Origin of the sequence: Ruegeria sp. HKCCD7221, assembly GCF_013031225.1 — a bacterium.
Taxonomy (GTDB): domain Bacteria; phylum Pseudomonadota; class Alphaproteobacteria; order Rhodobacterales; family Rhodobacteraceae; genus Ruegeria.
In genome coordinates, this window is record NZ_WPZE01000002.1 from 404954 (window position 1) to 419644 (window position 14691).

The 14691-nt window shown below is 58.4% G+C and carries 15 protein-coding genes; 8 read left to right on the forward strand and 7 right to left on the reverse strand.

Annotated features, from left to right (window positions below; translation table 11 throughout):
* Positions 1-82 precede the first annotated feature (82 nt).
* From GOX73_RS20920 to GOX73_RS07630, 3 genes are all read left to right on the forward strand, one after another.
* Positions 83-214, forward strand: coding sequence for a hypothetical protein (locus GOX73_RS20920; RefSeq protein WP_256367678.1), 132 nt, complete (start codon positions 83-85; stop codon positions 212-214).
* A complete protein-coding gene (locus tag GOX73_RS07625) occupies positions 198-956 on the forward strand; it encodes a bifunctional 2-polyprenyl-6-hydroxyphenol methylase/3-demethylubiquinol 3-O-methyltransferase UbiG (protein ID WP_171124255.1) in 759 nt (252 codons plus the stop codon). Before GOX73_RS20920 ends, GOX73_RS07625 begins: the two co-directional genes overlap by 17 nt.
* Before the next feature lie 224 nt (positions 957-1180).
* Complete coding sequence (locus tag GOX73_RS07630; protein ID WP_171122801.1) at positions 1181-2257, forward strand: AI-2E family transporter; 1077 nt, start codon at positions 1181-1183, stop codon at positions 2255-2257.
* Positions 2258-2273: 16 nt separating this feature from the next.
* Here GOX73_RS07630 and GOX73_RS07635 read toward each other — a convergent pair whose 3' ends face one another.
* From GOX73_RS07635 to GOX73_RS07650, 4 genes are read right to left on the reverse strand one after another with little or no spacing between them, the layout of a single operon-like run.
* Complete coding sequence (locus tag GOX73_RS07635; protein ID WP_171124257.1) at positions 2274-3053, reverse strand: SDR family oxidoreductase; 780 nt, start codon at positions 3051-3053, stop codon at positions 2274-2276.
* Complete coding sequence (locus GOX73_RS07640) at positions 3050-3988, reverse strand: SDR family oxidoreductase (protein WP_171124259.1); 939 nt, start codon at positions 3986-3988, stop codon at positions 3050-3052. Before GOX73_RS07640 ends, GOX73_RS07635 begins: the two co-directional genes overlap by 4 nt.
* Positions 3985-4887, reverse strand: coding sequence for a bile acid:sodium symporter family protein (locus GOX73_RS07645; protein WP_171124260.1), 903 nt, complete (start codon positions 4885-4887; stop codon positions 3985-3987). Before GOX73_RS07645 ends, GOX73_RS07640 begins: the two co-directional genes overlap by 4 nt.
* Positions 4884-6239 carry an NAD(P)/FAD-dependent oxidoreductase gene (locus GOX73_RS07650; RefSeq protein WP_171124262.1) on the reverse strand — a complete coding sequence of 452 codons (1356 nt, stop codon included), beginning with the start codon at positions 6237-6239 and terminating at the stop codon, positions 4884-4886. Before GOX73_RS07650 ends, GOX73_RS07645 begins: the two co-directional genes overlap by 4 nt.
* Before the next feature lie 140 nt (positions 6240-6379).
* Here GOX73_RS07650 and GOX73_RS07655 point away from each other — a divergent pair, with 140 nt between their 5' ends.
* Entirely contained in the window at positions 6380-6976 is a 597-nt protein-coding gene (locus GOX73_RS07655; protein ID WP_254429137.1) for a TetR/AcrR family transcriptional regulator, read from the forward strand.
* A 39-nt stretch (positions 6977-7015) separates the two neighbouring features.
* Here GOX73_RS07655 and GOX73_RS07660 read toward each other — a convergent pair whose 3' ends face one another.
* From GOX73_RS07660 to GOX73_RS07670, 3 genes are read right to left on the reverse strand one after another with little or no spacing between them, the layout of a single operon-like run.
* Positions 7016-7399: a carboxymuconolactone decarboxylase family protein gene (locus GOX73_RS07660; RefSeq protein WP_171122788.1), complete on the reverse strand. Its 384-nt coding sequence runs from the start codon at positions 7397-7399 to the stop codon at positions 7016-7018.
* Positions 7400-7442: 43 nt separating this feature from the next.
* Positions 7443-8531, reverse strand: a complete 1089-nt coding sequence (locus GOX73_RS07665; RefSeq protein ID WP_171124267.1) for an aromatic ring-hydroxylating dioxygenase subunit alpha — start codon at positions 8529-8531, stop codon at positions 7443-7445.
* Complete coding sequence (locus GOX73_RS07670) at positions 8528-9415, reverse strand: MurR/RpiR family transcriptional regulator (RefSeq protein WP_171124269.1); 888 nt, start codon at positions 9413-9415, stop codon at positions 8528-8530. Before GOX73_RS07670 ends, GOX73_RS07665 begins: the two co-directional genes overlap by 4 nt.
* 68 nt (positions 9416-9483) lie before the next feature.
* Between GOX73_RS07670 and GOX73_RS07675 the strand changes: the two genes are divergently transcribed.
* Genes GOX73_RS07675 through GOX73_RS07690 form a run of 4 tightly spaced genes read left to right on the forward strand, consistent with a single transcriptional unit; the run spans position 9484 to position 14691 of the window.
* Positions 9484-11940, forward strand: a complete 2457-nt coding sequence (locus tag GOX73_RS07675) for an FAD-dependent oxidoreductase (RefSeq protein WP_171124271.1) — start codon at positions 9484-9486, stop codon at positions 11938-11940.
* Positions 11937-13019, forward strand: coding sequence for an alcohol dehydrogenase family protein (locus GOX73_RS07680; RefSeq protein ID WP_254429138.1), 1083 nt, complete (start codon positions 11937-11939; stop codon positions 13017-13019). The genes GOX73_RS07675 and GOX73_RS07680 overlap by 4 nt, the downstream gene beginning before the upstream one ends.
* Complete coding sequence (locus GOX73_RS07685; protein ID WP_171122780.1) at positions 13016-13591, forward strand: dimethylsulfonioproprionate lyase family protein; 576 nt, start codon at positions 13016-13018, stop codon at positions 13589-13591. Before GOX73_RS07680 ends, GOX73_RS07685 begins: the two co-directional genes overlap by 4 nt.
* A complete protein-coding gene (locus GOX73_RS07690) occupies positions 13588-14691 on the forward strand; it encodes a mandelate racemase/muconate lactonizing enzyme family protein (RefSeq protein ID WP_171124274.1) in 1104 nt (367 codons plus the stop codon). The genes GOX73_RS07685 and GOX73_RS07690 overlap by 4 nt, the downstream gene beginning before the upstream one ends.

The window sequence follows — 14691 nt, forward strand, 5'->3', positions numbered from 1 at the left end:
AGTGCCCAGCCCGTAAAGCGCTGACAGAGTTTCGATCTGCAACAAACGACGGCGGCGGCTAATACTTGATATGCGCGTCATAATGCAGGTGGCCATCAAACCGCTGTTGGAATATCAGATTTCTGGAATTGGGGAGATGCGCGGGCTGGTCGAGTTGAGAAAGCCGGTCATTGCCCCAACGGGAGGGTTAACAGCGCATGAAGCGATCAATTGAGCCAGATTTCACCGAGGCAGATATTGCTCTGATAGATGCGGCCTATGAGAAGTTGCGCCCGTCAGAGGCGATCAGCGATTGGTTCACGCAATATACTCTCAATCACAGAAAGCGGCTGGCGATCGACCTGAGGATGCTTCGGGAAAATGCGGCTGACGGTGCCACGGTTGTCGAATTCGGGTCGGCGCCTTGTCTATTGACACATGCAGCGCAGTCGGCGGGATTTAAGGTCATCGGGCTTGATCTTGAACCTGACCGGATCACGGAAGCAACCGGATCGCTTGAGATTTTGAAATGCGATATTGAGAGGGATCCCGTGCCGCTTGACGGTGGCGTCGCGGATGTTGTGATTTTCAACGAGGTTTTTGAACATCTGCGTATTGATCCGATATTCACAATCAGTGAAGTGGCCCGCGTGCTGAAACCCGGCGGGCAATTATTTCTTTCGACCCCAAACCTGCAAAGTTTGGCGGGTATTCGAAATCTGGTTCTGTCAAACCGAAGCGCGTTTGTTTGCCCCGATCCCTATGAGGAATTCAGCAAGCTGCGCACATTGGGCCATATGGGCCATGTTCGCGAATACACGACACGCGATGTCATAGAATTTCTTGAGCATTTTGATCTTGAGACACGGGAAATCATCTATCGCGGTATGCGCGGAAAACGCCTGATGCGCCTGACGCAACGCGTGTTCCCGCGCCTTCGCCCCTTCTTTTCAGCCTCTGCCGTCAAGAGAGGGTGACGTCGCATGGCGACTGATTGCGAGTTTTGATCAGCGAAAGTCTGAATTTCAATAACGGGCAGTCGCGGTCGCCCGGGCACTTTTCGGAGTGCAGTTCACCGCAGGGGCCAAACAGCCGAACTTACCGGCTGCTGAGTGGCCCTTGTCAGATGTCTCGTGAAAAGGCCAAATACGTCCGAAAGTAATGTCTTAAAGTTCTGGCAACCTGTGGACGGAGCCTGTGTATGAATAAGACCAAGCAACCCGGCACGCCCTCGTCATACTTTCGGGGACTGGCTTTCTGGTATCATCTGGTCGCGTTTTTGTTTTTCTTCGTTGCGTCGCTGGTGCTTGCGTCCTCGGTTCTGGTGCCGCTGTCTTTTGCAGTTCTTTTGTTCGTTCTGCTGACGGCCACGTCGGATCAAATCGGCAGGGTCAGGCTTGGGGGGCGGACAATTCCCAAATGGATTGCGCAACTTGCGGCCATTGCGCTCGTGATAATGGGGGTTGGCGTTGTGCTGTCGATCCTGTCCAGTCAGGCGGGCGAAGTCTCGCAAGCTTTTCCGCGGTATGAAGAAAAACTGACAGGTATTCTGGCGCGCGTGGTTTCGTTGGTGGGGCAAGACAACTATGCGGCCGCGCTCAAGGCGTTGAAGCAGATCAACCTGTCGGGGTTCGCGCAGGGTGTGATCGGGTCAGCCGGTGCCTTCCTCAGCGCGTTCTTTCTGGTTTTACTCTATGTCCCCTTCATGCTGATCGAGCGCACCCCGATGCGTGCAAAGATCAAGCTGGCGGTCAAAGATGAAGAAACCGCCGAGAAGGTAAGGCGTATTCTGGATCGAACATCCGACAGCGTTCAGCGGTATGTCGGCATCAAGACCTTCGCCAGCGCTCTTACAGGTTTTGGAAGCTATCTGGTGATGGCTTCGGTGGGGTTGGATTTCGCGGAAACATGGGCCGTTCTTGCCTTCATACTGAACTTCATTCCAACAGTGGGTTCGATTATTGGCGTGGCGTTGCCGACAGTGGTGGCGCTGGTTCAATTTGAAGAAGTCATCCCGCTTTTGATCGTGTTGGGCGGGTGCGGCGCGGTCCAGTTTTCTGTTGGCAATATCCTGGAGCCCATGCTTTTGGGGCGAAGTCTGAATTTGTCACCCTTCATGGTTATTCTTGCGCTTACGTTTTGGACGGCAATCTGGGGTGTCGCAGGGGCTTTGATGAGCGTCCCGATAACCGTCTGCATTATGATCGTGATGTCCAACATCCCCGCCACAAAACCTATCGCGATATTGATGTCCGGTGATGGAAAAATAGATACCTGACCCGCGGCGCACCGGATCAGGTCGGATGGTCCTTGGCGATCGTGCGCAACATTTGGGAAAAGTAAAAACCCGGCGCAATGCGGTTCACGATATTGGCCAGCCGCGCCACGCGGCCCACGGGGATAAACCGCTTGCCTCGGGCATAGCCGCGAAGGATGACGCGGGCTGCGTCCTCAGGCTCCATATAGTCAACGCCGTCCGAGGCTGAACCCGGCCTGACAAACCCGCTTTGTGCCGCATCGGGGCGTCCGATGTTGGTGGCTACAAACGAAGGTGCGGCGATGCTGACACTTACACCATGCTTGATTTCTTCTGCGCCAAGCGATTTGAAGAACCCTTCAAGCGCGTGCTTGCTGGCGGCATAGGCAGTACGATGAAAAAGCGGCGCAAACCCGGCAACCGAGGATATGGCCAAGTGAGTTCCCTTGGACTGTCGCAAAGGGTGCAGAAACTGCCTGGCACAGTCGACTGCCGCGAAATAATTGATCTCGAAGAGATTTCGGTGTGAGGCCATATCGCATTCGGCGAAGGCAGAGATCTGCGAAACGCCCGCGTTGTAAATCACCAGATCAATCGACGCGCAGGATTCAATGACCTGGGTGCAGGTCTTTTTGATCTGGTCTGGTTGGGTCAGGTCGCAGGCGAATGTGGTCACGCCGTCCAAGCGGGCATAAGAGTCTAGCTCGGGGCCCGGAAGGTCGATCAGTACGGTGTGCCACCCTTGGGCACGCAGCGCCGCAGACAGGGCTCGGCCTAGTCCACCCGCGCCGCCGGTTATCACTGCGGTTTGTGTCATTGTGCGGCCTCCCACCAGCGTTGAAATGCCTCTGCGCTGGAAAGCTCGGGCTCATATCCGAAACTTGTCCTAAGCGCGGAATTGTCCAGCACAGGGCGGTACAGCAGAAAACGCACCTGTTCAGGGCCATAGCGCGATAGACCCAGAGGGCGCGCAAATGTTAGCGCAGCTTTGAGCAGCCCAGGCCGTAACCATCGAACCGACTTTCCCATCGCCGACGCGATCTGTGAAATGGTCAGCGATCCGTTGCCGGATACGTTGAAGATACCGGCGGGACTGTCAGTCGCGGCCCGCACCAGGATTTCCGCCAGATCCTTGTCCCAGATAAAGACAAATGGGCTGTCCGATCCTTTCAGGCCCAAAAGGCGGGGCTTGCGGAACAGGGCGGTGATTTGGTTTTCGATATTTGCACCAAGTACCGTGCCAACGCGCAGGATGACCTGTTGCAGATCCGGCGCAGAGTATCTGGCCTCGGCCAGCATCTGTTCGACCAGACGTTTGTGCCAGGAATAGGCAAACTCTTCGTTGCCTCGGATCGCGTCCGTTTCCTTTAGCGGAACGGGGTTGTCTTCGTAATATCCATAGGCCGCCCCAGACGATGTTACCACCAGTCGCCGGGTGCCTGCACCGATTGCTGCGTCCAGAACATTGCGCGTGCCTTCGACATCAACCCTGTATTCCAGTTCGCGGGTCGAATTCGGACCGGGTGTTACGATAGAGGCAAGATGTACAATCGTATGAGGACGCTCTTCGAGGATAACGGATTGAGGGTCATTTCTGGTCACGTTCATTTTTCTGAACCGCGCATTTGCGGGCAGGTTCGAAGGTTCCCGAATGTCGGTCGCGATGATCTCAAGATCAGATCGGGGGCCAAGTCGGTGCAGCAGCGCCGTGCCAACGGCTCCGGCTGCACCTGTGATCAGAATCCGGGTCATTGCGGAATCTCTCGTCTTGCGAAGAACGCGGCAAGGGCGATGCCCGATATTGCGTGCCAGATACCCCATAGGGCTGCGGCAACGGCCATGCCGCCCAAGCCACCGAAGAAGGCGAAGATCAGGATCAGCCCTAGCCCCGAGTTCTGGATTCCAGTTTCGATCGTGACCGAGCGACGATCGCGCTCGGACAGGCCGCCCGCGGTGGCGGTGAAGTAGCCGCCCAGAAAGGCCAGGGCGTTGTGCAGGATGACCAGCCCGATGATGGCCCCGGCAACCTGAAGGAAGTTGTCCCAGTTCGCCGCCAATGCGACGACAATGAACGCAACGAAGATGGCCATCGACAGCCACTGCATCGGTCGGCGAATGCGATCGGCGAACCGTGTAAAGCGCGCGTTCACAAACATTCCCAGGATCAGCGGCAGGATTAGCATGAACCCTACGGTGATTGCCACCGCGACCGGGTCGATTTCAGTGCGCTGCAGGATTTCACGGGTCGGGCCATAGAGATTGCCCCAGAACGCGATATTTGCGGGCGTGATGATGATCGCTGCGACGGTTGCGAAAGCTGTCATCGACACGGACAGCGCGACATTGCCCTTTGCACGATGGGTCATGAAATTCGAGATGTTCCCACCAGGACATGCCGCAACAAGAATAAGCCCCATCGCGACAGAGGGCATGGGCTTTAACGCGACGATCATCAGGAATGTCAGGGCGGGTAAAACGACGAACTGCGAAGTCAGTCCGACGATCAGGGGCTTGGGCCCCCGAGCCACCCGCCGAAAATCATCAAACCTTAGGTCCAGCGCGATTGAAAACATGACGACGGCGAGGATGGCGTTCAACAGCTTCAGGTTGCTCGCGTCGAAGTTCAGTGTGACCTGGTCGATCCCGTTCATTTTTCTGCCGCCCTAAGAGCCGCGATCTGGCCCGTCACTTCGCGCCGATAGGTTGCCTTGTCGACGTAATAGGCCATGCGGGGCAGGTCGATATAGTTCATGCCGCCCGTTGCCCGCTCGAACCCTTCGGCCTTGGTTGCGCGGATCGCTTCTGCTGCCGTGTTTCCGGACCGCAACCCGGAAATATACCGAGCGATCATTTCGGCCTGCTCATGCCGGCCCTGCCAGCCCAGCCCGGATGCTTCGATCATGCCTAGAACAAACACGTCATCCCGTTCAGGATGCATACAGTTCAGGTAAAGATGCGGTGCGTCGCCTGTCCAGTTCAGAAGCGAATTGGCGATGAACGGGTAATGCAGCTTGTACCCGGTCGCCGCAAGAATCATGTCGTACTCGGCCGAACTGCCATCCCGGAAGTGAACGGTCTTGCCGTCAAACCGTGCAATGTCAGGGCGGACTTTCAGGTCGCCATGCCCGGCGTGAAACAGGATAAGCGAATTCACGATGGGGTGGGACTCGTACAGTTCGTAATCCGGTTTTGGAAACCCGTATTTCTGAGGGTTCCCCACAAACCATTTTAGAATTGCACCATCCACCTTGCGCTTCAGCCACATCGGAAGGCGAATTTTCCCGCCCATCGTGTCAGCTGGTTTGCCGAAGACGTATTTCGGAACAAAGTAGTACCCGCGACGCATGGAAATGTCGCACGAAACCCCATGGTGGATCGCATCAACTGCAATATCACAGCCCGAGTTTCCCGCGCCGATGACAAGAACCCTTTTGCCCGCAAACTGCGTTGGATAGCGATACTGCGACGCGTGGATGAATTCACCGGTGAACCTACCTTCAAACTCTGGCATATTAGGTTCCGACAGGGTTCCGTTGGCGATCAGAACGCCCGCGAACGTCTGTGTTTGCTCGGTGCCGGATTTGTCGCGCCAGCGGACCTCCCACCCACCTTTGTCCAGCGGCTTGGTGCTTAGAACCTCGGCACCGAAGTGGAAGTGATGATACAAATCGAACGCGGTGGCGAAGTCCTGAAAATAGGTCTTCAACTCGCGGTGCGACGGATATTCGGCCGTTTCCTCAAGCATCGGGAAATCTGCGAATTCAGTCATGCGTTTCGAAGAAATGAGGTGGGCGGTCTCGTACATCGTGGACCGAGGTGCATCAACGTTCCACAGACCACCCACATCATCTGCCAGTTCAAATCCTTGAAACAGCACGCCCTGCTCGATGAGCGTTTTTGCCATCGCAAGACCCATGGGCCCGGCCCCGATAAGCGCAAAACTATCTTCCGGGCGGGCCTTCACCTTTACCGGCTGGCCCGCTCCAAACTGCACCTGCTCCATGCGTCTCTCCTCCTGCGACGTCATTTACCTTGAACGATCGTTCTAAATAAGGCAAACTGATTTTTGAGATGTCGCAACACGCTGTAAAAGAAAGAAAAAGGGCGCCGTCGCAGCGATCTGTAGCTGCGCGAGAGCGAATCTTGGACGCTGCCGAGCAGGTTTTTTCCGAACGGGGATTCGAAGGCGCATCGATTCGGGACATCGCAGAGCGGGCACAGGTTCAGAAGGCGAACGTGAATTTTCACGGTGGCCCGAAAGAAGAACTGTTTGAACGGATCGTCGCGCGCCGTGCCTCTGTTCTTTCCGAAGAACGCCTGACCGCGATCAAGGCGCTGGAGGGCCAGGATTGGCAGGTCAGGGACTTTGTCGCGGCCTATATGCAACCGCTGATCACGCGCGCGTTCGGTGGTGATCCGCAATGGCTGGCTTATGCGCGTATCGTGGCGATGGTGTCCGCGGATACGCGCTGGCGGGCGCTGGCAAAGGTGCATTTCGACCCCGCTGCGTCTTTCGCGGTTCAAGCCTTGTGTGCACGGTTCCCCAATGCCGATCCAAACCGCGTGTCCGCGTCACTGGTCTATGCGGTGTCTGCGATGCTGGCCCTGTGTACGTCCGACTGGCGTATTTCGGCCCTGTCCGGTTCCGAGGGTGGGCCCAAGGCTCAGGACATGATCGAGAATCTGCTGAGTTTTTGCGAGGCAGGCATTACTGGCAGTTTAAGCGCCGAGACCGCCTGATCCCGCGAATGGCCTCGGACCTGCCGCGCATCACGTCGGTTATGCGTATCCCAGAACCTTACGCGCGACGCGGAAGCACTCCAACGCCTGTGGGACGCCGCAGTATATGCCGATCACGTGAATAATGGCGCGAATTTCTTCGGGGGTTACACCGTTGTTGATCGCGCCTTTACAGTGGATCTCCCATTCGTGCATCTTGCCTAACGCACCGATCATCGACAGGTTCATCATCGAGCGCGTCTTGGCGTCGATCACGTCATCGCCCCAGCCAAAGCCCCAGCACCATGCGGTCATGGCCTCTTGAAACGGGCGGGTGAAGTCATCGGCTGCGGCTAGGTTCTTCTCGACATACTCCGCGCCCAGAGTGCTTTTGCGTTGTTCCAACCCTTTCAGGAACAGGTCTTCGTCGAAAATATCTGCCATATTATCCTCTGTTTTTTCGGGTCTCGATCTGTTGTGCAGGTCTTCAGTCCACGGCTTCGCGCATCCATTGCTGCAACCGAGCAATTGAGTGTTCTGACATCACACCACAACCGGGGTCCAAGACCAATGGTCCGGGGCGGTAGCCGCGGGACTTCAGACCGCGATGAACGGATTCGACCAGACGGATATCCTCTTCGACAGTGGTTTCGCGGTCTTGGACGGCAAGTTGCCGGATCACCGCGCTTTCGGACCCGCCCTCGGTGTACCAGCCGCGCCAGACGGTGCAGTGATCGGCGTCATGTGCGCGCCAATGATAGGTGTTAAGCACGTTGCCCGGATAGCATTGGAACGAGAACATCGGCCAAAGAAACCACGATTGATAATCGCCCGCGTGCGGTACAGACATGTCGATCGGGTAGGTCATCTTGTCGAGGCTCTGACACTCGGTCGTATGACGCAGGACATAGCCGCCGCCCGCATCGGGCTGGATGTCATATGTCTCGGGCTTGACGACGCCTTCGGCAAAGGTTGGGTGGTTGGTCGGGCAGTGGTAGCATTCCGAATAGTTCTCGATGCTGACTTTCCAGTTGCAGTTTTCTTGGATTTCCACCCATTCCAGCGGTTCCAGATCGTCGATCTGTGGAACAAAGGCACGGATTTCCTCGCGCACGCCGGGGTACCAGTCGTCCATGGGCGCGGCGTCATCGTCGAGGTTGACGAAGATGAAACCGTTGAACACCTCGGTCCGCACCGAAGTCAGGCAAATGGCGCTGCGGTCGAAACCGGGAACTGATTTGATGTTTGGTCCGGCGCGCAACTGGCCTGACAGCTCATAGGTCCAGGAATGATAGGGGCAGACGACAACGCGGGTATTGCCCGCGCCGCTGACCATCTCATGCGCCCGGTGCTGGCAGACGTTGTAAAACGTGCGGATTTCACCGTCACGACCGCGAATGCAGAACAGGTTCTGGCCCGCAATCTCGAAGGCGAAGTAATCGCCGGGTTCGCGCACCTGCGCCACGTGGCCCGCGAATTGCCAGGTTCGCGCCAAAAGCCCCTGCATTTCCTGCACGAAGATCGCAGGGTCGGTATAGTATCGCGCGTCCAGTGAATGGGTCAGGGGGGCGTTCATTCGGGCTCCTCTGCGTAAAGACCAAGGTGGTGCCTGCGTTGGTGAAACTTCTCGACCCTGTCGACGATTTCATCGCTGGACACAGCCACCACAAAGGACAGCAGCGTTTCCAGCAAAGCGATGGTCGAGACGGAAGAAGGGAAGAATTGCGGCGTGTCGGCCGCCACGACAAAGCCGTGCTGCGCGTTCAGGATCACCGGACTGGCGGGGCTGTCCGAGATGCCGATGACGGTCAGCCCCTGTTGCCGGGCCAGTTTGATCGCGTCGATCACCTCGGTCCGGTATGGGTGGCAGGTGATGGCGATCAGCACGTCCTGCTCATCCGCCCAGGCCAGATCGTCCACGGGGGTCGATCCGGGCCGCGGTATGGCATAGAACTGCTTCATCCCCGTCGACGCCAGATAGGTGAAGTTGCGCGCGTTCGAGTTGTTCACGCCGACGCCCAGGGTAAAGATCTGGCGACAGTTCCAGATATCCTCGGCGGCCGCCTTCAGGCGGGCGGCGTCGATCCCGGCAAAGGTGTCCTCGATATTGCGGATCGCAGCACCGACCATATCGGCATAAAGCCCGCCCAGTTCACCCGATTTGCCGATATCCTGCAACCAGCGGGCGCGATCGGGAAAGGATATACCACCGCGCCGAATCGCATCGCGGAAGGGCGCGCGGAAATCCTCATAACCTTCGAAGCCCACTTGCCGCGCCATGCGGACAAAGGTGTTGGGCTTGACCTTGGCGGCTTCGGCGATCTCGCGCACCGTCGAAACCCCGACATCCGTGGGGTTTTCCAGCACATAGCGCGCGGCCTTCTGTGCCTCGGGCGTCAGGGCGTCCCATTCTTCACTGAGACGATCCAATACGGTGGATGATACATTTGTGTCATTCATGATTGACGATGGTACAAATGTGGAATTAGCCTGTCGAGCAGAAAAGCGACTCGGGAAGAGGAAATGTCATGTCCGAGAAGAAATTGCCCACCCACGCCCGCGTGGTCATCGTTGGAGGCGGCGTCATGGGGGTCGGTCTAGCCTATCATCTGGCGCATGAAGGCTGGGGCGAGGATACCGTCCTGCTGGAAAAGGCCGAACTGACCAGCGGCAGCACATGGCACGCGGCGGGCCAGATCACGCATTCGACCTCAAGCTTTGGTTTGGGGAAATGCGTGGATTACAATATCGGTTTGTACTCCGGTGCTCTGGAAGCCGAGACCGGCCAGCCGGTGACATGGCATGGCTGCGGCTCGTTCCGTCTGGCCTATACCGAGGATGAGATGGACTGGCTGCGCCACACGCTGTCGGTGGGTCGCTCGCTGGGGTTCAATATTGAACTGGTTGGCCCTGAGAAGGTGGCCGAGCTGCACCCGTTTTATAACTTGGACGGTGTTCTGGGCGCGCTGCACACGCCCGATGACGGCCATGTGGACCCAACCAATGTGACCATGGCGATGGCCACGGGCGCGCGCCAAAAGAGCGTCCGCATCTTCCGCAACTGTCGCGCCACCAACATCACGCAGGCCGAGAATGGCGAATGGGTGGTTGAAACCGAAATGGGCACCATCACCTGCGAGCATGTGGTGAACGCGGGCGGCACCTATGCGCGTCAGATGGGCGAATGGTCCGGGCTGCAACTGCCGATGACCTCGATGACACACCATTACTTCGTGACCGAGCCGGTGCCCGAGTTCCAGAATCTGGACAAGGAATTGCCGGTTATCCGCGATGACCGCAAAGTCTCGGGCTATATCCGCATGGAGCAAAATCGGGGCCTGATCGGGATTTATGAAAAAGAAAACCCGAACTCGGTTTGGCACGATCATTGCCCATGGGAATATGAAAACTGGCTGTTCGACGCGGATTACGACCGGGTGATGCCGTGGCTTGAGGAAAGCCTGAACAGGATGCCGATCTTTGCCGAGTTGGGCATTCAGCGCGATGTGCATGGGGCGATCTCGCATCCGCCCGATGGTAACCCGCTGATCGGGCCTGCGCCGGGTGTGCGGAACTATTGGTGCTGCTGCGGTACGCAGATCGGCATTGGTTGGGGGCCGGGCCTGACGCGTGAGTTGGCGCGCTGGATGGTGCATGGGGCCGCCGATATCTCTATGCGCGAGTTCGATCCGCGCCGGTTCGGCAGCTATGCCACCAAGGATTGGCAAGTGATCAAGGCAGAGGAAGACTATTGCCTGCGCCACGAAATCCCTTTTCCGCATTTCAACCGGCTCCAGGGGCGCCCGATCAAACCGTCGCCTTTGTATGATCTGCTGAACTCCAAGGGCGCGGTCCATGAGGAGGTCTATGGGTTTGAACGCCCCCGCTGGTTCGCGCGGGATGGGGTGGAACAGCGTGACCACTATTCTTTCCGCCGAACCCCCGCCGATGACATGGTCGCAGCCGAGGTCAAAGCGGTGCGCGAACGCGTCGGCATCATGGATGTGACCGCCTTTACCAAGATCGAGGTTTCAGGACCGGACGCCTATGCGTTGCTGGATCGGCTGACCGCCAACCGGATGCCCCAAAAGGTCGGCTCGATTACGCTGACCCATATGCTGAACCGCCGTGGCCGGATCGAGTTGGAGACAACCATCGTCCGCATAGCCGAAGATCGCTTTTATCTGGTCTGCGCGGCCTTCTTCGAACAACGCCTGCTGGACCATATGACGCAACAGCGTGTGGATGAGGATGTGCAGATCAACGCTTTGTCCGCTGACTGGTCTGCCTTGTCACTGAACGGCCCCCGATCGCGGGATGTGCTGGCGCGGTGCACCGATGCCGATCTGACCAATGCCGGGTTCCGTTGGCTCTCGGCGCAGGAAATCGACATCGCGGGTCACAAGGTCTGGGCTTTCCGCATGTCCTATGCCGGGGAACTGGGCTGGGAGTTGCACATGCCAAACGCCGCCTGTTTGGACGTTTACTCGGCGCTTTGGGCCGCCGGAGAACCACACGGCATCGCCGACTATGGTAGCTTTGCCATGAATGTGATGCGGATGGAGAAGGGTTTCAAAGGCGCGGGCGAGCTGACCAATGAGGTCACTCTGGCCGAGGCCGATGTGCTGCGCTTTGCGCGCACCGACAAGGAGTATCTGGGCAAAGACAAGACCCTGAACAGCGACCTGCCGTGGGTTTGCGCTTATCTGGAGATTGAACCGGATGGTGAGATCGACGGCCATGGCGGCGAGGCGGTGATGCTGGATGGCCGCGTCGTCGGCTCGATCGCATCGGTGGCCTATGGGCATACCGTCGGCAAGATCCTCGCCTTCGCTTACGTCAAGCCCGAGGCCGCCACACCCGGCACAGCCTTGCAGGTCGTGATCCACGGCCGACCCCGCGTGGCCTGCGTGCTGGATGAACCGGCTTACGATCCCCAAAGCTTTTTGCCACGCACTGACACCGTACTGGAGGCCGCGCAATGACCCTGCCCGATACAATGAAAGCCATGGTCACGATGGGTCATGGCGGATTAGAACAAATGGTGTTGCACCCCAACTGGCCCCGCCCCGAACCGGCTGCCAATGAAGTGCTGATCAAGGTCGCCGCCTGCGGTCTGAACAACACGGACGTCAATACGCGGTCGGGCTGGTATTCCAAGACCGTCACTGACGCGACCACCGGAGGCGCGTTTGAAGAGGTAGGCGAAGAAGACCCCACCTGGGGAGGCAACCCGATCACCTTCCCACGCATCCAAGGAGCTGATATCTGTGGCCATATCGTCGCCGTAGGCGAAGGCGTCGACCCGGCCCGCATCGGTCAGCGTGTAATCACAGATGGCTGGTTGCGCGACCCGGATGACCCGGGGAATATGGACAAAACCGGCTACTACGGCTCGGAACGGGACGGGGGATTTGCCGAATACGCCACCACTCTGGCGGTGAATGCCGTGCCGATCACGTCCGATCTGTCGGATGCAGAACTGGCAACGTTTTCCTGCTCCTACTCGACCGCCGAGGGGATGCTGACCCGCGCCAATGTCACCGACAATGACACCGTTCTGGTGCCCGGAGCTTCCGGCGGTGTCGGAGGCGCATTGGTGCAACTGGCCAAACGGCGCGGCGCACGGGTGATTGCACTGGCATCCGAGGCGAAGCACGCCGACGTCGCCGCACTTGGCCCGGACAAAATCCTGCCGCGCGCGCCCGATAACTTGCGTGCGGCGCTGGGGGACGAAAAAATCACTGTGGTCGCCGATGTGGTCGGTGGCCCCTATTGGTCCAACCTGATCGACATCCTTGAACGCGGCGGACGCTATACCTGTTCCGGTGCCATCGCAGGGCCAATGGTGGATTTTGACCTGCGCACCTTCTATTTGCGCGACCTGACCTTCACCGGCTCGACCGTCATCGACCCGCAGGTGATGCAGAACCTCGTCAAATATATCGAGGCAGGTCAGATCAAACCGGCCCTTGCCGCGACCTATCCGCTGGAAGAACTGCGCGAGGCGCAGGCCGCGTTCATAGCGAAACAACACACTGGAAACATTGTGGTGATCCCATGACCATGGATGATGTCCTCGAAGCCGCGTGGCGGTTGCATTACACGCATCCCGATCTGGCTGCGTTCGGAGATTGGCCCGACGACCTGTTTGCCGCTGATGTGCCGCCAAACGCAATTCCGGCGGTTCCCCTGGTGCAGGCAATCCGGCCCGACGCCGGGCCGACCCTAGCCCTGACCGAGGCAATTCGCGCAACCGCACATCTGGCCAACTGGAAACAGACCTATACTGAAGACGAAGTCGGAGCCGATTTTCTGAATCGCTATGGATATTACGAGCTGTTCGGTCCAACCGGCCATTTCTACTCGGCGCAACTGCGCGGCTATGTGGCCTATTGGGGTGACGGGCTGAACTATGATTGGCACAGCCACAAGGCCGAAGAACTGTACCTGATCGCCGCTGGCCGCGCGCGGTTTCGCGTTCAAGGAAATGAGGCCGACCTAACCCCCAATCAAACCCGCTTGCATGCCAGTTGGCAGAGCCATGCCATGATCACCACCGACAGCCCGATCCTGACCTATGTGTTGTGGCGCGGCGAAGGCTTGGACGATCTGCCCCAGATGGACGCCGCATGAAGATTACCAAACTCATCCTCTGGTCTGTCGACCTCAGCAGCCATGAAACGTACCGCATGGCCGAAGGCAAAACCTGTGCCACGGTTAAAACCCATGTCCTGTGCCTAATCACAGATACTGGCCTGAAAGGGTGGGGTGAGGTTTGCCCGATCCCCCACTACCTTCCGGCCTATGCCGATGGTGTTCCCGCCGCGATTGCTGAAATGGCCCCGGAAATCCTCGGGATGTCACCTTTCGGGGCCGACGCGCCGATGCGCAAACTTGATGGGTTTTTGCCAGGCCATCGCTACGCCAAATCCGCCGTCGATCTGGCGCTGTGGGATTTGTTTGGACAGGCCACGGGCCAACCGGTCTATGCGCTGTTGGGTGGGCGCACGCGCAAGGACATGCCGCTTTATCACTCGATCACCTGCGTTGCTCCGGATGAGATGGCCCGCATCGCGCAAACCGCCTATCAGACAGGCGTTCGCCAGTTTCAGGTCAAACTTGGGGTCGAAGCCGATTGGCAGGCCGACGCTGAACGCCTGATCAAAGTGCGCGAGGCCGTGGGGCAGGGCCCTATCGTCTATGGCGACTGGAACTGCGGCGCATCGCGTCTTCAGGCCACGCGCACGGGCCGCGCGGTGGCGCATCTGGATGTGATGCTGGAGCAGCCCTGCAAAACGCTGGAAGATTGTGCTGCCGTCCGGCAAGCCACTGGCCTGCCGATGAAGATCGACGAGAACGCACATGATCTGGCCTCGCTGCTGCGGGCGCATGAACTTGGCTGCATGGATGCGGTGGCGTTAAAACTATCTAAGTTCGGAGGTCTGTCGGCCATGCGCCGTGCACGGGACCTGACCGTATATCTGGGGGCCGAAATCTGCGCCGAGTGCACATGGGGGTCCGATATCGTCACCGCGGCCGCGCTGCATTTCGCGGCCTCGACCCCGCAGGGATCGCTGATGAACACCTGCGATCTGTCCTCTTACGTGGCGCCACGCCTTTGCCCCGATGCGCCCAGCCGCAAAGACGGCCGCATTGCTCCGCCTGAAGGACACGGTTTGGGCGTGACGCCCGACCCGGATATCCTTGGCTCCCCGATATTGGAGATCGCCTGA